Raw genomic sequence first — 22,402 nt, 5'->3', positions numbered from 1 at the left:
ATTCAGTAATGAGTAGGCCTGATTTTTTTGTATTTATACGATAAACCAAATAAAGGTTACTTCTGTGGAGGTGTACCTTCAGCGTTAGAAACTACAGCATCAATTTGGATAAGGGCATTCATTGGGATTGCAGAAACACCAATAACGGTACGTGCAGGTAGGTCGCTATTAAAGAAGGTTTTGTAAATGTCATTTACGGCGTTAAGATCGGTAATGTCTTTAAGTTGGATATTAATTTTTACGATATCATCCATCACATGGTTAATGCTCTCTACAATAGCTTTGATGTTATTTAAACACTGCTCTGTTTGTTCTTTTATATTACTAGCGTCAAGGGTTCCTGTTTTTGAATTAATAGGTAACTGCGCTGAAATATGATTGTAGTGAGAGAAAGCCACTGTTTGTGTAGAAAGTGCATTTAGTGGGGCATTTTCTGTATTGTTTGCCTTAATTACAATACCGTGGCGATCTTCAACTTCTTGTGGTGGAGTACCATCGCCATGTGATACCACCGCATCCATTTGAACTAAGGCATTCATTGGTAAATCTGAAGCAACAATAACGGTACGGGCAGGGACGTAAGCGACAGCTCTAGCGATAGCTGAGTCAGGGAAGAAGGTTGTGTACATTTCGTTTACAGCATCAATATCGGCAAGATCTTTAAGATAAACATTGATTTTAACAATGTCATCAAGAGGAACATCAATACTTTCTAAAATGGCTTTAATGTTTTTTAAGCATTGTTTCGCTTGTTCTTTTATATCGCCAGTTTTTATCTTGCCTGTTGCCGGATCTATTGGTAATTGAGCAGAGACATTATTGTAATGCGAGAAAGCGACGCTTTGTGTTGATAGTGTATCTTGTGGGGCATTTTCAGTATTTCTTGCCATTTTGATGAGTTCGCAAGGTGCTTGTGGCTGTGTGCCTTCACCGTTAGAAATTAAGGCATCCATTTGTACTAATGCGCCATCCATTGGTAAGGCTGCAACAGCAACGACAACACGAGTAGGGAAATCGTTTCCAAAGAAGTCGGCATATACGGTGTTTACAGCCACCATGTCTGAAATATCTTTTAGGAAGATGTTTATTTTTACGACATCACTCACGACATGACCGATACTTTTGATTATCGCTGCGATGTTTTCTAGACATTGTTGCGCTTGAGCTGTGATATCACCATGAATAAGAGCACCAGTTACTGGGTTTATTGGTAATTGTGCCGAGATATTATTGTAGTGAGAGAAAGCGACGCTTTGTGTAGACAGAGTATCTTGTGGTGCATTTTTAGTATTTCTTGAATTTTTAATTATGATATTACTCATGTTTATATTTTCCTTTATGGAATTATTATTTAAGTAGGTTGTAGATATCAATTAAAAATGAGTCTAATAATAAATCCCAAGTAATATAAGGGCTAAAATGGATTTATTTTATAATATGAATATTTATTCTTTAATTACTGTGTAATAAACTAATTAATATTCAATACTGAAAGTAATTTTATTTATTTAATTTTTATTGCTAAGCATTTAGGGGTGAGTGGGGTGGTAAGTTGTTGTATTTATTGTTTTTATTATCATTTTGGCGTATTTCTCTATGCCGAATGAAATAATTTTATAGTATTACCTTTTTATATCTAAATTTATTTCATGTACATAAGCTATATTGCGTGCTTAAAATTACTTTACACGAATAAGACGATGCTCTGTATTATTGAATGTTAAAACGAGTACTTGTGATCGTTTCATTGCGTCAACTCTTTCTATCATCTCTGTCGTGTATTGCCTTTTTACCATCCACTGCATTGGTTCTTGGAAACTATCTTCATTAATAATGAACGATTCGTCGTTAAGCGTACCTTCATGGATATTGATCACCCAGATACGAGATTGGAACTCGATGACTTCACCAATTGCTATTTTTATTTGATTAATGGTGCTAGAAAATGAGTGACGAAAGTTCATAAAATCTCTTTGGTTAAAAATAGAAAAGTGAAGAAGGAAGAGAGAGTAGAGTAGCGATAAAGAAAGTAGGGTACAATAGCGCATTATGAGTAAAATGAGATCATGAGTATAAAGCATGACTAAGTTACGTTATTTAAAAGGCTATCCTGAGCATATTTTGGCACAAGTTGAGCCAATGGTAACCAATGGAAAGTTGGCGGAATGGGTAAAGAATAAATACCCGACCATGCATGATATTACGTCTGAAAAGGCGTTGTTTGATTACACTCAAGCATTAAAGAACAAGTACATTAAGAAATCATCTCCTCTTAGTAAGGTCGTGTATGATCCTAAAATACACATTGTGAATAATGCGCTTGGCCTTCATACGTTTGTGTCACGCATTCATGGCAATAAATTAAAAGCTAAAAATGAGATTAGGATTTCGAGTGTGTTTCGGAAGGCACCAGAGCCCTTGCTGCGTATGCTCGTGGTGCATGAGTTGGCGCACATCAAAGAGAAAGAGCACAACAAGGCGTTTTATGCGCTGTGCTGTCACATGGAGCCAGACTACCATCAGCTTGAGTTTGATGCGCGTTTGTATTTGACTTACTTGGAGACACTGTCGTCTTAATGTTTTATTTATCGATGCCGTTTTCTTTGCGCTCGACTTCACATTCGTAAGAGGCCATTTCAAATTCACGGCAAATCCACGGACGATTCTCATAAATAGTGCACATTAGTGTGTCGCGATCTACGGCGGCACACCAACCATCATCCAAACGCAGCATTACGTCACTTCCCCAGTCATCAGTATCGATAAACTCTTCAGGTACGCCGGTATCGGTAATAAGCATGACTTCTAATCGACAGCAACAAGCTCGGCAGGTATCACAGGTTATACCTGAATCTTTGGTTAATGAAGCACTCGTTAACAGAGACTCTGATGTTGGCGAGTCGGTATGAACCGTAATGTCGATTTTGTTGATGGTCATAGTTATCATTATTTATATCAATATAATAGAAGGCTAGCATAGCGCACATTAACAGATAGCACGAACAATAAAGCGTAGAGGCAAGAAAATAGGGAGATAAAAAAGTGATGTTACGCAGGATTTTTCTCTGAAGCTGAACGTTTAAATGTAGTTAATTGATACTATTAAAGATAGTATTTTTGAGAAAATAAATCACAAATCTAACTTAGCTCACACTCTGGAATAAATAGATTTAACAAGCTCAATTGGCTTTGCTAAACATACGTCTGAAGGGTATGGATTTAGGAGGTTATTATGTCTATTAATTCTATTGATCACGGTGAAATCACCGACATGAAAGGCAAGTACGAAATAAACGATGAAGTGATAACAAACATTACGGAGTGTCAGAAAAAAGCAGCAGCGCGTCGTCGTATTGAAGCGATGCGTGAGATCAGAGAAAGTGGTCTCACCCTAGAAGAAGCGAAAGACCTGGGTCTTATTCATTAATTTTTGATTTCTACCTTCATACCTTCAAGTGTTTTACTAATGCGCCATTGCTAAAGACAGCAGTTTGGCGCATTTTTGTTTCTGCATCCTATACTTTGCTCGCTATTGTTAAACAGTGCTAGAAAATAACTCAGTGACGAAGTAGACTTTCGTTGTGATTAATTAAATGAGCTTGTTATGCAAAACCTGTCCCTATTACCTCCGAAAGAAAAAAATAAAATTGAACTTGATAAACAAGCGGCATTCTTTGTGTGGAAGGTGAAAAACGCAAAAGCAGGTCCCGATCTTTGGATCGTAGAGGCTGAGAAGATAGAAGATGAGGCGGAACGTCTCTTTTTTCAGCAATCTATTGAAAAATACAAGTCAAAAATGGGCGTAGCGTAAGGTTCCTTGATCTTTACTAGCCTATTCCCTAAGTAATTTGGTAGAATCTGCCGATAATTTTAAAGTCCACAAACATAAGAGAGAATCCCGATGGGAAGAAGTTTTGAAGTGCGCAAGGCCTCAATGGCTAAAACACAAGGCGCAAAAATCAAAGTTTATTCTAAATACGGTAAAGAAATTTACATGTGTGCTAAGAATGGCGGTCCTGATCCAGACATGAACTTGTCTCTAAAGCATCTTATTTCGAAAGCGAAAAAAGATCAGGTGCCTACACACATCATTGATAAAGCAATTGATAAAGCGACTGGCGGCGGTGGTGAAGATTACCAACACGCACGTTACGAAGGCTTTGCACCAGGCGGCGCAAGCGTAATCGTTGACTGTTTAACTGATAATGGTAACCGTACTTTCCAAGACGTTCGCCAATGTTTCGTTAAAACTGGCGCTAAAATTGGTAGCCCAGGCACAAGTGCTCACATGTTCGATCACCAAGCTGTATTCCAGTTTAAAGGCGACGACGAAGAAGCTGTACTTGAAGCGCTTATGATGCAAGATGCTGATGTTTCTGATATCGAACTTGAAGATGGCGTGATCACAGTATTCGCACCACACACTGAGTTCTTTAAAGTGAAAACAGCACTGGCTGCTGAGTTCCCAGATCTAGTTGTAGATGTGGAAGAAATTACGTTTGTACCTCAAAACCCAATGGCGGTTACAGGCGAAGATGCTGAGAAATTCCAAAAATTCTTAGATCTACTAGACGATTGTGATGACGTACAACAGGTTTATCACAACGCAGAATTAGAAGACTAATAGAGTCCTAATTTTACAGAATGAATCAAAGCCGAGCCTTAGTTGCTCGGCTTTTTCGTTTTAAACTGCGCTTTAGGATTGAGTAATCTAGAAGTTACTGTATGCTACAGCGCTCGCAGTTTTGCGCTTAATGAACAATATAGAGAACATTTTAGTATGGGTTTTACCTCTTTGGGCTTATCTGCCCCTATTTTAAAAGCTGTAGAAGCACAAGGTTACAGCACACCTTCACCTATCCAATTACAAGCGATCCCTGCGGTAATTGAAGGGAAGGATGTTATGGCTGCGGCTCAAACAGGTACAGGTAAAACAGCAGGCTTTACACTGCCTCTTCTTGAGCGTTTATCAAATGGTCCTAAGCGTAAGTTTAACCAAGTGCGTGCTTTGGTATTAACTCCGACACGTGAGCTTGCAGCACAAGTTCATGAGAGTGTTGAAAAGTACAGTGTAAACCTTCCTCTTACTTCTGATGTGGTTTTTGGTGGCGTTAAAGCTAACCCACAAATGCAGCGTCTGCGTAAAGGTGTTGATGTTTTAGTGGCAACCCCAGGTCGTTTATTGGATCTTGCGAACCAAAACGCGATTAAATTCGACCAATTAGAAATTCTAGTATTGGATGAAGCGGACCGTATGTTAGATATGGGCTTTATTCATGACATTAAAAAAATCTTAAACAAATTACCTAAGAACCGTCAAAACTTACTGTTCTCTGCAACGTTTTCTGATGAGATCCGCCAATTAGCAAAAGGCTTGGTGAATAACCCAGTTGAGATCTCGGTTGCACAACGTAATACAACAGCAGAGACGGTTGAGCAATCTGTTTACGTTGTTGATAAGACGAAAAAAGCACGCGTGCTAACTAAGTTAATTAAAGATAACGATTGGAAGCAAGTACTAGTATTTAGTAAGACTAAGCATGGTGCAAACCGTTTAGCTAAAACGCTAGAAGAGAAAGGTGTTAGTGCGGCAGCTATTCATGGCAATAAGAGCCAAGGCGCACGTACTAAAGCGTTAGCTAGCTTTAAGTCTGGTCAAGTTCGTGTGTTAGTGGCGACAGACATTGCTGCTCGTGGTCTAGATATTGAGCAATTGCCTCAAGTTATTAACGTTGATTTACCAAAAGTGCCAGAAGATTACGTTCACCGTATTGGTCGTACTGGTCGTGCTGGTGCAACGGGTAAAGCGGTTTCTTTTGTGAGTGAAGATGAAGCAAAAGAGTTATTCGCGATTGAACGTCTAATTCAAAAAGTATTACCTCGTCATACGCTTGAAGGTTTTGAACCAACACTAAAAGTGCCTGAGTCTAAATTGGATACTCGCCCAATCAAAGCGAAGAAACCAAAGAAAGCAAAAGCACCACGTGTGGATCATAAAGATGGTCAACGTTCTGGTGAGAACCGTAATGGTCATAAGCAAGGTGCAAAACCAAGCCAAAGACGCAACACGGAACACAGTGCAGGCGGTGCAAAGAAAGAGGGCGGTAATAATAAAAAACGTCCTGTGGAAGGCGGAAAACCAAAGACAAAAGGCAATGGTGAAAACCGTGGCAATGGCAGCAATTTTGGTGGTGGTAAACCAAAAGCGGCAGGCAAACCAAAGACAGGTGGTTCATCTACAACAAGTAACACAAAGCCACGTCGTCAAGGCCCACGTCCAGCGCGTAAGCCTCAGGCACAATCATAGTCTTTATTGTTAGTCCTTATTAGAAATTATTAAGAAGCCAGCTAAGTTAGCTGGCTTTGTTGTATTTGCACTGTCCTATTTTTTAGATGATAAAAGTATTAATTTAAAGACGCTGCCTCATTGATAATACTGTTACTAAAATTAACAGTGATTTATTTTTATACAAAATGTATTCATGTACTGTGTCATTATTGATCACTACTATGAATGTATTGGGGAAAAATGAGGGTAAAACGAATTATTTTGAGTGGCTCATTGTTATTGCTGAGTATCGCTTTAACGTGTGCTGTTTTTTATGTAGTGAAAAATCATCAAAAGCAAAGTCGACTTATTGAAAGTGAATTAAAGTTCAATGCAAATTTTGTCTCGATTTGGCTTCAAACGGCATTTAACCATTCTAATTTTGTATTAACCCAACTATCTAAAGATTTAACTCAAGATGGCTTTGCTCAGTTAGCCCTTTCTGACAATCATTATCAGGAGCAAGCGGAAGTTTTTGAGTTGCACTATCAAACTTTAATGAATGCTATTCATGTATTTGCGGTAGATAAAGAGTGCGTATTACTAAAAACTAAAACAATTGGTGGGGTTGATCTGTCGTCGCGAGAGTATTGTCAGCGATTACAGAATAATAATGAAGAGGTGACATCGATTATCACTGCACCTTTTAAAGATGTTCTTAATCGTAATGTGGTGGTTCAAGGGGTAAAAATTACGGATAAGAAAGGGGCGTTTGCCGGTATTGTCGGCCTGTTAACGGACTTTACCTTTTTTACTAGAGCATTACGTAGCGCACATTTATCGGAAGGATCAACCATCACGATACTCAGTCGTGATTTTACGGTGCTTGCAACGAGTGTTCCTAGGTATTTTCCTATCGGTGAAACGATGGATTTTGATTATGTTCCTTATCAAAAAATCAATGGGTTGAAATATAATCAAGAGTTGTTGTTTGATTCAAACAAAAAGTATAACGGTGCTTATCAAGGTGTTTTTGTTAAAAAAGTGTCTGATTTGCCTTTTATTATTTTGGTTACTAAGGCGAAAAATTATTGGTTTACCCCTCTTTATATCACCATAGCTACCGTGTTTTCTTTGATTTTAGCATTATTGTTTTTTTTGATGAAAAACGCGGTTTATTTTCATAAATTAAATATCAAAGCCGAGCACTATTCTAAATTAGCGTTATTTGATGAACTAACGGGATCATGTAATCGCCGTTGTTTTGAAAATAAAATGAGTGGGTTTATTGAAGAATATCACTCGAGAAAAAAGGTATTCTCCATTGCATTGTTTGATATTGATTACTTTAAGAAAATCAATGATACCTATGGACATGATACTGGTGATGAAGTGTTACGTTTATTTAGCCAAGCTTGTGAGACGGTATGCACACCAGATGATCACTTTGCCCGTTTAGGTGGAGATGAGTTTGTGATGCTATTAGCCAATACAAATGCAGTAGATGCGGAGTTACGGCTTAATTGCCTATTAAACACGATACGAAATATTGAAATTAGTATTAATGAACAATCTGTAAAAGTGACCAGTAGCATTGGTGTTACAGAGGTAAATAATAGGATATTTGATTCATGCAAATTGCTTAATAAAGCAGATGAAGCTTTATATGAAGCAAAACGGCTAGGGCGAAACCAAGTGTCTATTTCTGTTATAGAGACAGAACATTGATATTACCCCAAACGGAATGAAAGTAAAATTATCGAATTTGGATTAGAAAAACTAATCCAAATCGTATAAAAAATCTCTCCTGAAATAGGCGTAAATTAGATTGCCTGATTTATATAATCGCCTTATTATCTCGCCCTATAAAGGCTTGGCTATATTCATAGTTAGCTTAATCAATTTTATTGTTAAATATTAACAAACGTTAATTCCCTTAACATATCTTATTAATACTTTGCTGTTTTTCGGAGAGCAGTCATGCAAAAGTCGTATTCACTTGCGACGTTCAGTTTCCTGATCGTTATTTTAGTTGCTGTTGGTCAAATGAGCCAAACTATGTATGTGCCATCTATTGGCTACATGGCAAGTGAATTCAAAGTAAGTCCTGCATCATTACAAGCGGTTATGGCTGTGTATTTGATCCCTTATGGTTTATCACAATTTTTCTACGGCCCAATTTCTGATCGTATTGGGCGTCGTGTGGTGATCTTATCAGGTCTTACTTTATATATTGCTGGCACAATCCTAGCGTTATTTGCTCATGATTATTCGTTATTTTTAGCGGGCTGTTTTGTGCAAGGTTTAGGTATTGGTGCTGCAGGTGTGATGTGTCGTACTATTCCACGTGATTGCTTCTCTGGTGATGAACTACACAGAACCAACAGTATCATTAGTATGTGTATGATGTTTTCACCACTTTTGGCTCCAGTGTTAGGTGGTTATTTAACAGAAGCATTTGGTTGGCGTTCAAGCTATTTATTCTTGGCTTTGTTCAGTATTGCGGTATTGATCATCATGACAACGTCAATGAAAGAGACTTTGCCATTAGAAGTGCGTCGTAAAGAGCCAGTATTGAAGAGTTACCGTCACGTATTATCTGAGCACCGTTTTCAAGGTTATTTGATTTGCTTGGTTGCTACATTTGCAGGGGTTGCCGTATTTGAAGCGGCGGCTGGGGTATTACTGGGTGGTAAACTTAAATTAGCAGCAACAACAGTAAGTATTCTGTTTATTTTACCTATCCCTGGCTATTTAGCGGGTGCTGGTTTATCAAGTGTGATTGCAAAGCGTTGGTCTGAGAAGAAATCGTTAGATGTCGGTCTTGTGTCTATTGTTTTAGGTGCGGCGATTGTATTGGTTCCTGGTGTTATGGGATTAACTACAGCGCCAACTCTGATAGGTGGTGCCGTATTGTACTTCTTAGGCGCGGGCATTTTATTTCCTGCAGCAACAACAGGGGCGTTATCACCATTTCCGCAACACGCAGGAACAGCCGGTGCATTACTGGGCGGCATGCAAAACTTGGGCGCAGGTTTAGCAACAATGGTGGCATCGATGATCCCTGCTAATAGCCAAATGCCAGTAGGGTTAATTATGTTCTTAATGGCATTACTTGCGGTGTATGGTTTACGTAAAGTGCACTCAATTCCACCATCAAGCGAAATGCCATTAGCGGTGTAATACCAATCGTAGTAAATAATTGATCGCAATTAAAAAGGCCGAGTAGAAATCATCTACTCGGCCTTTTTGTATTATTTGTTTTGTATTCGCTATTAACCGCGCATACGGCTTACGCGGAATGTACGACCTTTCATTTTACCTGTTGCGATCTTATCCAGTGCTGCTTTAGCAATTGAGCTATGAACGGCAACGTAAGCGTGGAAATCAAACACGTTGATTTTACCTACTTTTTTACCGTCAACGCCGTCTTTACCAGTTAATGCACCAAGGATATCGCCAGGACGTAGTTTGTTTTTCTTACCGCCATCAATCCAAAGCGTTACCATTTCTGGGTAGTGAGGACGCTCATTTAGGTAATCTTCACTTGGCATTGTTTCATCGTTAATTTCGATGCTCATGTAATCTTCGATTTGAGCAATGTTATTGGTTTCTTTGTTGCTAAATAGGCTTAATGCGATGCCTTTATTACCAGCACGGCCAGTACGACCAATACGGTGAACATGCACTTCAGGATCACGAGATAATTCAAAGTTGATCACTGCATCTAGAGATTCGATATCAAGACCACGAGCTGCAACATCAGTAGCAACTAGGATAGATGTACTCTTATTAGCAAAACGAACTAACGCTTTATCACGGTCACGTTGTTCTAAATCACCATGAAGAGCGGTTACGCTGAAATCAAAGTGACGTAATTCATCAGCCACTTCTTGAGTAACACGTTTTGTATTACAGAAGATAACGGTTGATTCTGGACGGTGTTTAAGAAGCAGAATTTGAAGTGCACGTAGGCGATCTTCAAAATCATCTACTTTGTAGAAATGCTGCTCGATAGAGGTATTTTCTACTTTGTCTTCTGCTTTTGCCATGATTGGATCGTTCATGATGCGATCAGCAATTGATTTGATTTGTGGTGGGAACGTTGCACTGAACAGTAAGTTTTGACGCTTAGTAGGTGCGTGATCTAATACCATATCAATCGCGTCTTGGAAGCCCATTTCTAGCATACGGTCAGCTTCATCAAGAACAAATGTATTTAGGTTGTCTAGGTTTAAGTAACCTTTACGTAGGTGCTCTTCAACACGACCTGGTGTACCAACGATGATGTGTGCACCGTGCTCAAGTGAGCCAATTTGTGGACCAAATGGAACACCACCACATAACGTTAGAACTTTGATGTTGTGGATAGAGCGAGCAAGCTTACGGATTTCTACCGCAACTTGGTCAGCAAGTTCACGTGTTGGACATAATACTAGTGATTGAACGCGAAAACGTTTTACATCTAGGTTAGCCAATAAGCCTAAACCAAACGCAGCTGTTTTACCTGAGCCCGTTTTTCCTTGGGCAATGACATCTTTCCCTTTCAGCATGAATGGTAAGCTTTGAGCTTGAATTGGAGTCATCTCGTTATAGCCTAAAGTTTCTAGGTTTTGAAGAAGAGATGGGTTCAGATCTAATGATGAGAAAGATGTTTGGCTCAAGGTGATTTCCTATAAACAAGTAGAAGCAAAATAAGATTTGCCTAATGGCAAGCAGAGTAAAGAGAAGAGGCCTAAAAAGCAAGGAAGATCACACTTTTTCTGTTTAAAAAAACAGCAAGTAAAGCATCTGCCTCTCTCTAATTTTGAGAAAAAGAACATCCTAGATTGTGGTTCTATTATGTTTGTTATTTTACTTGTTTGAAAATGAGTTAACGAGGATGTTGTTATTGATAATTATTTGCATTTGCAAATTTGGTTCGTTACTCTCACTACTCTTTTTACTGTAGGATAACGTGCCGTTTTTATGCCGAATAATGATGCCTTTGAGTTGCTTTTTTCGTTGTCTAAACAAATAACTCCCTATTTATCTGGGCAACTTTCACCACTAGCTACTATGGATGATGAATATAGTATCCATATTTCTCGTGATAATAGTAACGTTATTCAAGCGCTTTATGAGCGTTTATCTCAAGATTCAGAAGAAGGCGGTAATGCATATTGGCTAACTCGAACATGGGATTTACTTTGTTGGCAGCCAATCTATATTAGTTTTATTTCTGTTTATCAACTTCACGCCATTCCTGATATTCAAAACATGAGCCAATTGGTTCAATCCAACTTTATTTCAGGATTTATATTTCATCATTCCGAATTGACGTTTGGTTCACCTGAAGAGATTGTTCCCGTTGCTGCTTCACAATTAATGAGATTGTTTGATTCATACCGAGAAGAGATCTCTCCTTGGACTCGTATTCGTCCGGGGTTTACGAATCACTTACTTGCTGATGGCTTATTAAATTGCATTCTTAAACTACAGATGCTTCAACCGGAATTATCCAATGGATATTTAATGGCGCAGGCTGAGTTATGGTTAAACGCTTTTAATCTACCTAATAAGCATTTATCAAGCTTAAAGGTGGATCTTGTCAGTAACCAGTTGAAACTCGTTCGTACCAGTTGTTGTTTGGTGTATAAATGCAATGGCAGAAAGTTGTGTGATGACTGCCCGCGTCATCCAGATAACAAAGGCTTATAGCGCTATTTTTTCATTTCAATTATCTCTACTATTTGAGGTTTCATAAAAGCAATTGCCATAATTACACTAGAAAATAGGATACAAATATAGATAGGATAAATAGGCGAGAGTGTAGATGCATAAGCCAATAATGAAGCAATGCCATACCCTAATGTGTGCGACATAGAAATATAACCGGCAACAATTCCAGGGTTGTTAGGGTTCATCGCCGTGGCCTTTGAAGTATAAGCTGGTACAAGTAAAGCAGCCCCACACGCACTGATTGCCATTGCGATACCTGTAGTCCAAATATTGCCAATTAGAAAACAAAGAAAACCAGCCAGTAATAACAGAGATCCGAGTTGGTACATGGCCAACAATTGAAGCTTCTTCTTTTTAACGATTGCAATTTGAGTTGTGAGTGTGACTGCTGCACTGATAGTGAGTAATAATCCTATTGCATCACTTATTCTATCTGTATTCCAGTGAGTAATACTTTCAATTAATGGATAGAAACTGTACTGCAATAATGCGATGGTTAAACAAAGAGATAAACCAGTCAGTAAATAAGGCATCAAATTTAGATTTGGAATAAAAGAAGGCGTAGTGGCGGTAGTGGATATTGTTTTCTCTATCACTGCAGGGCTTGGTAAGAAAGTCGCGATTAGCAGAGCTAGAAAAGGAAAAATTACCATCATAACTAATGGGGAGAAAGGTCCCAGCTTTAATAAAACAATCGATAATACAGGACCAAGAAGACGACCTAGACTCAGTCCAACACTGACAGAGGTGATGGCTTTCAATCTGTTGTTTTCACCACAAATAAGAATCGCCCAGTGCTGGCTTGCGGGAACCATTCCTGCGACGGTACAACCATAAATTATTCTTGCTAGTATTAAACCAATTAACCAATAGTGTGCTTCTTCTGGGTGCTGACCACTTAAAAATGCAAAAGAAAGTAAAAGTAAGAAACTGATACTCATGCCGCATAGCGCCTGAAGTACGACATTTTTAGGCCCTTTTTTATCACTGTACCTTCCCCAAAATGGCGCAGCGGGTAAGAACAGAAAGCTACCGATCGCAATAACAATAGACCAAGTTGGAAGAGAGAAGGCTGAGCGGTTTACTAAGAAGGGTAAAGAGACTAATAACCCATTTTGCCCAATTCCCATTAATGCAGCAATTAACCCTATGATCGTTAATTGAATTTTTGAATCGTGTATTCTGGTGTTGAAAGGCATTCGAACTTCCTGTTTGAATTTATGAATCTCACGTATCCTACTTTCATTTCATGAGAATAAAAACAATTATCATTACTATTTCTTTGTGTTAAAGTTTTGCGCATTACTTACGGACTGGATAATTAGCTTACTTTATGTACCAACTTGTTGATGCGTCGTTTGAAATTGACGGAAAGAAAATCCTCCATGCGACTAATTTATTTTTTCCAAAAGGAAAAGTGACGACGTTACTTGGGCACAATGGGTGTGGGAAATCTACATTAGTTAAATTACTTAGTCGTCAAAATCCCCCCACGGCAGGGAAGGTTCTGTTTAATGATAAAGCCGTTAATCTCTTATCCCATCAAGAATTTGCTCTTAATGTTGCTTATCTTCCCCAGCACCCACCAATAACTGATGGTGTTACTGTTCGTGAACTTGTCTGTTTTGGTCGTTATCCATGGAAAGGGGCATTTGGACGATACCGTAAGCAAGATTATCAATTAGTTGATGAGGCAATAGAAAAAGTGGGTTTAACGCTATTTAGTGATCGCTTTGTCGCTACATTATCAGGTGGAGAGCGTCAAAGAGCTTGGGTTGCGATGTTATTAGCTCAACAAAGTCAGTGTATTTTACTTGATGAACCAACCTCAGCATTGGATGTCGCTCATCAATATGAGTTATTAACGTTAATTCGAGAATTAAATAAAACCTTAGGACTGACGGTCATTATGGTATTACATGATGTCAACATGGCGGCCAAGTTCAGTGACCATCTCATCGCATTACATTCAGGTGAAGTTATTGCTCAAGGTGCGCCTGAGATCTTAATGAATAAAGACACATTACAACAAATTTATGGAATGGAATTAGCGTTATTTTCTCATCCTGAAACCGGTCAAGCGATCAGCTATATCCCGTAAACCTCAGTAATTGATTAAATAAAAACGACAAGGAAGAAAGATGAATAAGATGTTTGGTTTGATAATGATGGTTTGTATCTCATCAGTACAAGCAATGGATATTAAACATGAGCTAGGCCAGGTCCAGTTAGACAAACCACCGAAAAAAGTAATAGCCCTTGATTGGGCATTAACAGAAACGGTATTGAGTTTAGGCGTAAATCCAATCGGTGTTGCAGATGTACAAGGTTATCAATCATGGGTAAAAAAACCAGAATTGAATGATTCTGTGATGGATGTAGGCTCAAGAAGAGAGCCTAATTTAGAGTTAATTACAGAGTTGAAACCAGACGTTATTTTGATTAGCCAGCATATGTCACCGATATACGGCAAACTGAATGCGATTGCACCTACATTGGTTTACACAGTTTACAGTAATAAAAAAGCGCCTTTGGTTTCAGCAAAAGAAATCACGATTCAGCTTGGTAATTTATTGAATAAAAAGCAACAAGCCCAAGATGTGATAGCAAAGACAGATCAAAGATTAAAAGAGAATGGTGATAAAATTCGTCGTCTTCAACTAAATAATAAACCTCTTCTTTTTATTCGTTTTATTAATGATAAAACCGTACGAGTTCATAGTGATGGTTCATTAGCTCAAGCGACGATCAATCAAATGGGACTAGTAAACGCATGGCATGAAGCGACGAATATGTGGGGATTTACAACCGCAGGGTTTGAAGCATTAGCACAGCATCAGGAATCAAACGTACTGATCTTCGGTCCATTAAAAGAGACAGAAAAGAAGCAATTAACTCAATCGGCGTTATGGCAAGCAATGACTTTTTCTCGAACTGATTCAGTATATGAACTTCCTGCTATTTGGACATTTGGTGGATTAATTTCAGCGCAACGCTTTAGTGACAATATTACCCAACAACTTACTCAATAAGCGTAAAAAAGTCGTTATGTTGATGTCAAATCATTCCCCAGATTTACCGCGGCAAGCCATGAAAATCCGTATTGGCTTTGTAACATTATTAATCATGTCTATTTTAGGCTTATTACAATGGACTGCACCTTATTCTCAAGGTGTCGGTTTATTATGGCAAACCGTGTTTCATTATGATTCATCAAATTACCAACATTTAATTACTCACCTTACCTACCTTCCGCGTCTTGCTATTGCTTTGCTGTGTGGGTTTGCTCTTGCTGTTGCTGGTTGTGTGATGCAGTTTGTATTACGTAATCCTATTGCTTCATCTACCACTCTTGGGGTGGCTGCGGGGGCTGAGTTAGGTATGGTTCTTGGGATCTTATTTTTACCAGTAAATAGCATGATTAGCGGGTTTATTCCTGCATTTTTAGGGGGTGGTTTTGCAACAGGACTGGTATTTTTACTGTCAGCTAAACGTGGTTTTTCCCCTGTTCACATGGTGCTGTCTGGCATGGTTATTAGTTTGTTTTTTGGTTCACTAAATACCATGCTATTACTATTAAATGAGCAACAATTAGCAAGTGTGTTTGTCTGGGGAGCTGGGACATTGAATCAAAATGATTGGTCAAGTGTGGAAACACTTCTTCCATTAATTATACTCCCTGTTCTTGCTCTTTTATTACTATCAAGACCCTTATCTTCCCTTCAATTAGGAGATAATGTATCAGCTTCTATTGGTGTAAATATTAATCAAATTAAAGTCATTTCACTGACGTTAGCGATATTTATGACTGCTGCGGTTGTAAGTGAAGTCGGTTTAATTGGCTTTGTTGGGATTGTTGCCCCTGCGATTGCTCGTATGTGTGGAGCGAGGAAGTTAGTACCACAGATCATCGTCAGTGGCACGGTTGGCTGCGTGATGTTATTGCTTGCTGATTTGACTATTCAACCATTTTCAGGCGTTGGAGGTGAGTTATTACCAACGGGCGCAATGACTGCGTTATTGGGTGCTCCATTTCTTCTTTGGTTACTAAATCGAAAAGTATTTCAATCGGATATGAAAGCCCGAGAAACCACGCAAGTCACTTATAAATATACGCCTTTACAGAGGGTGGTCTTGCCTCTGTTTGTTCTGATTGTTGTTTTGTTTATTATCGCAGTGTTTATTGGTAAAGGACAAACTGGATGGGTGCTTTCGTTAAACCTATCGATAGTGGAATTACGCGTTCCTCGGGTGCTTGTTTCTTTTCTGGCTGGAGTAGGACTCGCTATTGCAGGTACCGTTATTCAACGAGTCTCAACCAACCCAATGGCAAGCCCTGAAATTTTAGGCATTAGCTCAGGAGCAGCGTTGGCTCTGGTACTCGGCGCTATGTTTGGTATTACAACGGAAAGACATGAACAGATGCTACTAGGTACTGCCGGTGCATTATTCGTCACGGGTATTATTTGGTTGATGGGACGCAAACAAAACTTTGCTCCTGCTCAAATGCTATTAACCGGAATTGCCTTGAGTGCAGGTCTGGATGCTTTTTTACGTATTGCTATGTCGTCAGGCCAAGATAATGTAAGGGCGTTATTAACATGGCTTTCTGGTTCCACCTACTTAGTTAACATGAGTGACGTCTATCTGTTAACTATAGGCGTTACGGTATTTTTTATTCTCGCAATGAGCAGTCATCGGTGGTTGGATATTATTGGTTTAGGTGAAACAACGTCGGCCAGTATCGGATTACATTGTCGTAAGATAAGAGTGTGTTTATTGCTTCTTGTTGCTGCAGTAACGACCCTTTGTACTATTGTTATTGGCCCGCTCAGTTTTATTGGCTTATTAGCACCACACATGGCTCGTTCTCTTCACCAATATCGAGCGTCTCACCAGCTATTAACGGCTTGCTTGTTGGGCGGATGCTTAATGATCGTTGCCGATTGGGTGGGCAGAACAGTATGGTTCCCATGGCAATTTCCGGCAGGCTTATTAGCGTCATTACTTGGTGGAATATATTTTTTATATTTAATGAGGAAGTAATGCCCTATTTTAACTATTGATAAGTAAGTAATTTATTATACTGTTACCTATGAGTTAACATAAATATAAAGTATGAGTTCAAGAAAATCATATATTTTTTAAATTAAATAAAAAGTAGTTGATCATTTTAATGAGAATCATTAGCATTCGTATCTGTTAATTAAAAACAATGGAAGTGTTATGAAAACGAATGGTACTTATTTAATTCCTTTAGTCGCTATTGCCGTTGCAACAGTGACTACTTTTGTCTCTGTAGCAGCTCAAGCAGAAGCGTATAAAAATACAGAAGAAACCATGGTTGTGGTATCAAGCCGTACGCCTAAAGCCATTAGTGAGATCCCAGGAACGGTTTGGTTCGTTGACTCCGAACAAATTGAACAAGAGTACCGTGGTGGTAAAACATTAGGTGAAATTTTATCAGCAACCATTCCATCATTAGATGTAAGTAGTGGTGCAAGGACCAACTATGGTCAGAACTTACGTGGTCGTGCAATGCTAGTTATGATTGATGGGGTATCGCTTCAATCATCGCGTCCGATTAGTCGCCAACTAGATGCGATTGACCCATTTAATATTGAACGTATTGAGGTACTTTCTGGTGCCACCTCTATTTATGGGGCTGGTGCAACTGGTGGTGTGATAAACATCATAACCAAAAAATCAGACAGTGATGAACTGCAGTTTGAAAGTTATGTAAGTGGCACTACTGGATTAAATGGTGGCGATGACTTTGATTACAAAGTGGCACAATCTATCTCTGGTGGTACTGATAATGTAGCAGCAAGAGTATCTGCCGTTTATACCGAAACTCAAGGATATTATGATGGTGAAGGTGATATTGTTACGCCTGATATTTCTCAAGGTTCACTGCAATATAATAAAACGATAGATTTACAAAGTACGATTGATGTCTCTATTTCTGATACTAAAAATATTAACTTTTTAGCGCAATATTACGATAGTCAACAAGACTCGCCATACGGTCTTTACATTAAAAATTATAAGTTTATTGATGTACGTAAAGGCTTCGAATCAGATCGTCAACATGGTACAGAACGTATCATGCTAAGTGCGGCTTATAGTGATTCTGAATTTCTAAGCCATCAATTAGTTGTTGAAGCCTCTTATCGAAAAGAAGATCAAACTTATACACCGTATTACCAAAGTGCTTCACAGCAAACGACCGATGTAATCTCTTTAAAAACCGCTTTAGCTAAATCGTTTGGTAAAGTGAATTTGGTTTACGGTGTAGACGCTTACATGGATAAGTTCGACAGTAACCAAGCGTTATTTGATCCAACGATTGCTAATAACTCAGGTAATCTAGTGAATAAAACCTATGCTGAGATTGGGCGTTATCCTGGGGTTGAAGTTGGCTCAGTTGCTGGGTTTATTCAAGCGGATATGGACATTACGGATGATTGGTCAGTTCAAGGGGGCTACCGCTATCAATATATGAACAATAAGATCGATGATTTTGTTGATTATAAAATTCAAAAGAAAATTGCTGCAGGGAATGGATCTTCTGCTGATGCGGTTCCTGGAGGCGAAACTAATTATTCTGTCGGTTTATTTAATTTAGGGACTATTTATAAACTTACGTCTGATTCACAAGTATGGGCTAGTTTCTCGCAAGGTTTCGATCTTGCTGATCCTGCGAAATATTATGGGCAAGGAAGTTATTCAGCGGTTGATGCTAATGGACATTATGCTCTGCAAGACAGTATTAATGTTTCTGATTCTAAAATGTCAGGGATTAAAACTAACAGTTATGAAATTGGCTTTAGAACTGAACAAGATGCATTAAGTTTTCAGGCCGCGGCGTATTTCTCACAATCGGATAAATCAGTTAAATACAATAAGCAGACATTGTTAATTGAAGACGTTGATAATGAAAAACGTGTTTATGGTGCTGAAGCGTTAGTTTCTTATTGGGTTATGGATAATATTCAGCTGGGTGCTTCAGGCCATTACGTCATTTCAGAGCTTCAAACTGACGGTAAGTGGAATGATTTAAGTGCGGGTGAGGCAAGTACATCAAAAGCAAGCTCGTGGATAGGATGGTACGAGTCGGATCTTGCGGTTAAAGTTCAGAGCCAAACGATGTTTGACTATAAAGATGCGGATGATAATGAGTTATCTGGTTACACCGTCTTTGACTTAGTCGGTAGTTATGAGTTGCCTGTAGGTAGTTTAGGTTTTGGTATTCAGAATTTATTTAATAAAGATTACACAACCGCATGGGGTCAACGTGCTCAAATCTTATATTCTAGCCACTATGATGCAGCAGCTTATGATTATAAAGGTCGCGGACGGACTTATACACTTAATTACCAAGTTAAATATTAATATTTAGTTACTTCTGCATTTTTTACAGCAATAAAATAAGACTATTTCGTAAGAGGTAGTCTTATTTTTCATAAATACTGCCGAATGTGTCCATACATTTATGATAAATTTAGGTATGATTAAAAAATGAACGTTTGTTTGTAAGGCATAGATATATTTAGATAATTATCAATTAGAAAAGGATGACAAATAATGGCATACGATACATTAATAACAATTGGTGTTCTGGTTTTCTTAGTACTAGTATTAATAGCACTAGGTGTTAAGACGGTTCCCCAAGGTTTCAATTGGACGGTAGAGCGATTTGGCCGTTACACACACACATTAAAACCCGGATTAAACTTAATCATTCCATTTATTGATAGTATTGGTCAAAAAATCAATATGATGGAACAAGTATTAGATATCCCCGCTCAAGAAGTCATTTCGAAAGATAACGCGAATGTAACCATAGATGCCGTCTGTTTTGTGCAAGTTGTTGATGCAGCAAAAGCCGCTTATGAAGTGAGTGATCTTCAACATGCGATTCGTAATTTAACACTAACGAATATGCGTACGGTGTTAGGCTCGATGGAATTAGATGAAATGCTAAGCCAGCGAGATATGATTAACGTGAAATTATTAGCTATCGTTGATTCAGCAACCAATCCGTGGGGAGTTAAAGTCACTCGTATTGAGATTAAAGACGTTCAGCCACCAGCAGATCTAACCGCTGCGATGAATGCTCAAATGAAAGCCGAGCGTAATAAGCGTGCCGATGTTTTAGAAGCTGAAGGGGTTCGTCAAGCTGAGATCCTAAAAGCCGAAGGTCACAAGCAAGCGGAGATCCTAAAAGCAGAGGGTGATAAGCAAGCCGCAATTCTTCAAGCTGAAGCTCGTGAGCGCGCGGCAGAGGCAGAAGCAAAAGCGACTGAAATGGTATCAAATGCAATCGCTCAAGGTGATATGCAAGCGGTTAATTACTTTATTGCGCAGGGTTATACTGAGGCAATTAAGTCTATTGGCCAAGCTGAAAACGGTAAGATTATTATGTTGCCGTTAGAAGCTACAGGCTTAATGGGATCGGTTGCTGGCATCGCTGAGATGTTTAAAGTAGATAAAGAGGGTTCTAAATAGGAGTTCATAATGGAATTTTTTGAACAGATGAATCATTGGCATTGGCTAACGCTTGGTTTGCTATTGCTAGCAGGTGAGTTACTTGGTACCGCAGGGTACTTTCTTTGGATTGGGTTATCAGCTGTTGCTGTTGGTATGTTGTATGCAGTAATACCAATGAGTTGGCAAATGCAGTGGTTAAGCTTTGCTGTATTTTCTCTTTTTACGACGTGGCTTTGGTGGCGTTATCAGCATAAAAAAGATGAAAGTTCTGACTCTAATCGGCAGTTAAATCAAAAGGAGAAGCAATTAATCGGTCAAACTTCTCGTTTAGACGAGGATGTAATTGCCGGCCCTTGCCGTATTATTATTGGAGACACAGCATGGTCGGCAAAAAGTTTTCAAGATATTCCAAAGGGAACACTGGTTCATGTAGTCTCTGTTGACGGTATTATTTTGACTATTGAGCCTTTTAAAAAGTAATCCTACATTGTGTTAACATGGGTGAGTTATATGTTGCGTGTAATTGCAATTTGTAATTCACCTTTTTTTACTTTATTTTTCTGTTGCTCTGCCGTTAACAAGGGCGTGTAGTTATTTAGTTTAATAACAAGATTTATTCATGGATGAGCTATTATATAGTATGACAGGGTTATAAAGGCTATGAATTATAAAAATCTAGCAGTACGTAATAAAATTGCCGTTGTGTTTTCGGCGATTAGTTTAGTGATGATAGCGTTTGCTGTTTTCCTATTACAAGAATTAAATAAAGTAGAATCAGAGGTCATTAACTTTACTGATTCGACGGTTCCAAGTGTATTGTCGGTTGAAGATATTTACTTTGAGATGAATGCGTATCGTCGTAATCAATATGCTGCACTTACTTATCGAGATAGTGAGTTAGCAAGTTTATTTTCAACGTTAACGGCACAAAAAAATCAAATAAATAATAAATTAGCGCAGTATGAGGCGACGGTAGCAAGTGGTAACGAACGCCGTGTGTTTGACCGTGTTGCAAACGGCTGGAAAGAATACTTACGTCTATTAAATGGTTTTAATGACAAAGTAAGCAACGGTGCTAAAGATCAAGCACAAGCTGAACTTTTGGATTCATTTAAGCAATTTGAAGAAGTTGGTTCAGCAATGGATGCATTGCTTGAGATTAATCTAGGTTTTATTACTAATAACCGCACTAGAATTATGGGTAGTGTTGATAATGTAACAACAGCGACTCAAGTGTCGTTTACTGCGCTTATTGGCTTTATGATCTTTATTACTTTCTTTTTAGCTCGCCAAATTTGTCGCCCATTAAATTTAGTTGTAGAACAATCTAAAGCGATTGCTGCTGGTGATTTAACGTTCAATCTTGCACGTAACGAAATTGGTAATGATGAGTTAGGTGAATTAGCCGATACTAATATCGAAATGCAAGATCAGCTACGTACATTGATCGAAGATACGATTTCAGCGGTAACTCAATTATCTGCTGCGGTAGAAGAGATGAGCGCGATTTCTGAGCAATCTGCTCGTGGTATGCAACAGCAACAATCTGACATTACAACGGTAGCCGCTGCAATGGAAGAGATGAAAGCAACGGTAGCAGAAGTAGCAAATAATACTGAAACCGCGTCTACATCTGCTTTAGAAGCGTCTGAAGAAGCAAAACAAGGTAACCGTGACGTTCAATCGAATATTGACCAAATCCAAACGGTATCTCGTGATATTGAACAAGCGGGCGAGTTGGTTGAAGAGCTAGAGCGTGAATCAAACAATATCAGCGTTGTGGTTGAAGTTATTCGCGGTATTGCTGACCAAACCAACTTACTTGCATTAAACGCGGCAATTGAAGCTGCGCGTGCTGGTGAGCAAGGTCGTGGTTTTGCGGTAGTTGCTGATGAAGTCCGCTCTCTTGCGGGTCGTACT

20 protein-coding genes are annotated in these 22,402 nt (G+C 38.8%); 15 read left to right on the top strand and 5 right to left on the bottom strand.

Annotated features, from left to right (window positions below; all coding sequences use genetic code 11):
* Positions 1–56: 56 nt before the first annotated feature.
* Both PVK70_RS17085 and PVK70_RS17080 read right to left on the bottom strand, forming a co-directional pair.
* Entirely contained in the window at positions 57–1,322 is a 1,266-nt protein-coding gene (locus tag PVK70_RS17085) for a RidA family protein (protein WP_130046724.1), read from the bottom strand.
* A 357-nt stretch (positions 1,323–1,679) separates the two neighbouring features.
* On the bottom strand, positions 1,680–1,964 hold the full coding sequence (locus PVK70_RS17080) for a hypothetical protein (RefSeq protein WP_130046723.1): 285 nt from the start codon (positions 1,962–1,964) through the stop codon (positions 1,680–1,682).
* A 115-nt stretch (positions 1,965–2,079) separates the two neighbouring features.
* Between PVK70_RS17080 and PVK70_RS17075 the strand changes: the two genes are divergently transcribed.
* Positions 2,080–2,577 (top strand): M48 metallopeptidase family protein, encoded by a 498-nt coding sequence (locus PVK70_RS17075; protein WP_130043496.1) that lies wholly within the window; start codon positions 2,080–2,082, stop codon positions 2,575–2,577.
* Positions 2,578–2,581: 4 nt separating this feature from the next.
* Here the strand turns inward: PVK70_RS17075 and PVK70_RS17070 are convergent, their stop codons facing one another.
* Complete coding sequence (locus PVK70_RS17070; RefSeq protein WP_130046722.1) at positions 2,582–2,938, bottom strand: YkgJ family cysteine cluster protein; 357 nt, start codon at positions 2,936–2,938, stop codon at positions 2,582–2,584.
* A 294-nt stretch (positions 2,939–3,232) separates the two neighbouring features.
* Here PVK70_RS17070 and PVK70_RS17065 point away from each other — a divergent pair, with 294 nt between their 5' ends.
* The 6 genes from PVK70_RS17065 to emrD all read left to right on the top strand — a co-directional run bounded on the left by PVK70_RS17065 (position 3,233) and on the right by emrD (position 9,451).
* Positions 3,233–3,427, top strand: a complete 195-nt coding sequence (locus PVK70_RS17065) for a PA3496 family putative envelope integrity protein (protein ID WP_130043498.1) — start codon at positions 3,233–3,235, stop codon at positions 3,425–3,427.
* Positions 3,428–3,604: 177 nt separating this feature from the next.
* Positions 3,605–3,811 carry a DUF3283 family protein gene (locus tag PVK70_RS17060; RefSeq protein WP_130043499.1) on the top strand — a complete coding sequence of 69 codons (207 nt, stop codon included), beginning with the start codon at positions 3,605–3,607 and terminating at the stop codon, positions 3,809–3,811.
* 90 nt (positions 3,812–3,901) lie between these two features.
* On the top strand, positions 3,902–4,624 hold the full coding sequence (locus PVK70_RS17055) for a YebC/PmpR family DNA-binding transcriptional regulator (protein WP_130043500.1): 723 nt from the start codon (positions 3,902–3,904) through the stop codon (positions 4,622–4,624).
* A gap of 156 nt (positions 4,625–4,780) precedes the next feature.
* Positions 4,781–6,307 (top strand): DEAD/DEAH box helicase, encoded by a 1,527-nt coding sequence (locus PVK70_RS17050; RefSeq protein WP_130046721.1) that lies wholly within the window; start codon positions 4,781–4,783, stop codon positions 6,305–6,307.
* 222 nt (positions 6,308–6,529) lie between these two features.
* On the top strand, positions 6,530–7,996 hold the full coding sequence (locus PVK70_RS17045; RefSeq protein ID WP_130046720.1) for a sensor domain-containing diguanylate cyclase: 1,467 nt from the start codon (positions 6,530–6,532) through the stop codon (positions 7,994–7,996).
* Between the two features lie 252 nt (positions 7,997–8,248).
* Complete coding sequence (emrD, locus tag PVK70_RS17040; protein ID WP_130043503.1) at positions 8,249–9,451, top strand: multidrug efflux MFS transporter EmrD; 1,203 nt, start codon at positions 8,249–8,251, stop codon at positions 9,449–9,451.
* 92 nt (positions 9,452–9,543) lie between these two features.
* On the opposite strand, the gene dbpA is transcribed toward emrD, so the two are convergent.
* The gene (dbpA, locus tag PVK70_RS17035; protein WP_130046719.1) at positions 9,544–10,932 is read right to left on the bottom strand and encodes an ATP-dependent RNA helicase DbpA; all 1,389 of its coding nucleotides are present in this window, start codon (positions 10,930–10,932) and stop codon (positions 9,544–9,546) included.
* Between the two features lie 304 nt (positions 10,933–11,236).
* Here dbpA and PVK70_RS17030 point away from each other — a divergent pair, with 304 nt between their 5' ends.
* The gene (locus PVK70_RS17030) at positions 11,237–11,968 is read left to right on the top strand and encodes a siderophore ferric iron reductase (RefSeq protein WP_130046718.1); all 732 of its coding nucleotides are present in this window, start codon (positions 11,237–11,239) and stop codon (positions 11,966–11,968) included.
* 2 nt (positions 11,969–11,970) lie between these two features.
* On the opposite strand, the gene PVK70_RS17025 is transcribed toward PVK70_RS17030, so the two are convergent.
* Positions 11,971–13,188 (bottom strand): MFS transporter, encoded by a 1,218-nt coding sequence (locus PVK70_RS17025; protein WP_130046717.1) that lies wholly within the window; start codon positions 13,186–13,188, stop codon positions 11,971–11,973.
* A gap of 134 nt (positions 13,189–13,322) precedes the next feature.
* Here PVK70_RS17025 and PVK70_RS17020 point away from each other — a divergent pair, with 134 nt between their 5' ends.
* The 7 genes from PVK70_RS17020 to PVK70_RS16990 form a co-directional block, all read left to right on the top strand.
* Complete coding sequence (locus PVK70_RS17020; RefSeq protein WP_130046716.1) at positions 13,323–14,090, top strand: ABC transporter ATP-binding protein; 768 nt, start codon at positions 13,323–13,325, stop codon at positions 14,088–14,090.
* A 40-nt stretch (positions 14,091–14,130) separates the two neighbouring features.
* Positions 14,131–15,021: an iron-siderophore ABC transporter substrate-binding protein gene (locus tag PVK70_RS17015; protein ID WP_130046715.1), complete on the top strand. Its 891-nt coding sequence runs from the start codon at positions 14,131–14,133 to the stop codon at positions 15,019–15,021.
* Between the two features lie 58 nt (positions 15,022–15,079).
* Positions 15,080–17,035 (top strand): Fe(3+)-hydroxamate ABC transporter permease FhuB, encoded by a 1,956-nt coding sequence (gene fhuB, locus PVK70_RS17010; RefSeq protein ID WP_242504718.1) that lies wholly within the window; start codon positions 15,080–15,082, stop codon positions 17,033–17,035.
* 180 nt (positions 17,036–17,215) lie between these two features.
* A complete protein-coding gene (locus tag PVK70_RS17005) occupies positions 17,216–19,384 on the top strand; it encodes a TonB-dependent receptor (RefSeq protein ID WP_130046713.1) in 2,169 nt (722 codons plus the stop codon).
* A 192-nt stretch (positions 19,385–19,576) separates the two neighbouring features.
* Complete coding sequence (locus PVK70_RS17000; protein ID WP_130046712.1) at positions 19,577–20,500, top strand: SPFH domain-containing protein; 924 nt, start codon at positions 19,577–19,579, stop codon at positions 20,498–20,500.
* A 9-nt stretch (positions 20,501–20,509) separates the two neighbouring features.
* A complete protein-coding gene (locus PVK70_RS16995) occupies positions 20,510–20,962 on the top strand; it encodes an NfeD family protein (RefSeq protein ID WP_130046711.1) in 453 nt (150 codons plus the stop codon).
* Positions 20,963–21,142: 180 nt separating this feature from the next.
* Positions 21,143–22,402 (top strand): methyl-accepting chemotaxis protein (locus PVK70_RS16990; protein ID WP_274441687.1); only part of this gene is annotated, 1,260 nt, incomplete at its 3' end.

Origin of the sequence: Aliivibrio sp. A6, from assembly GCF_028765505.1 — a bacterium.
Taxonomy (GTDB): Bacteria; Pseudomonadota; Gammaproteobacteria; order Enterobacterales; family Vibrionaceae; genus Aliivibrio; species Aliivibrio finisterrensis_A.
The sequence above is the reverse complement of the archived record's forward strand: the minus strand, read 5'-3'. Positions and strand labels throughout refer to the sequence as shown.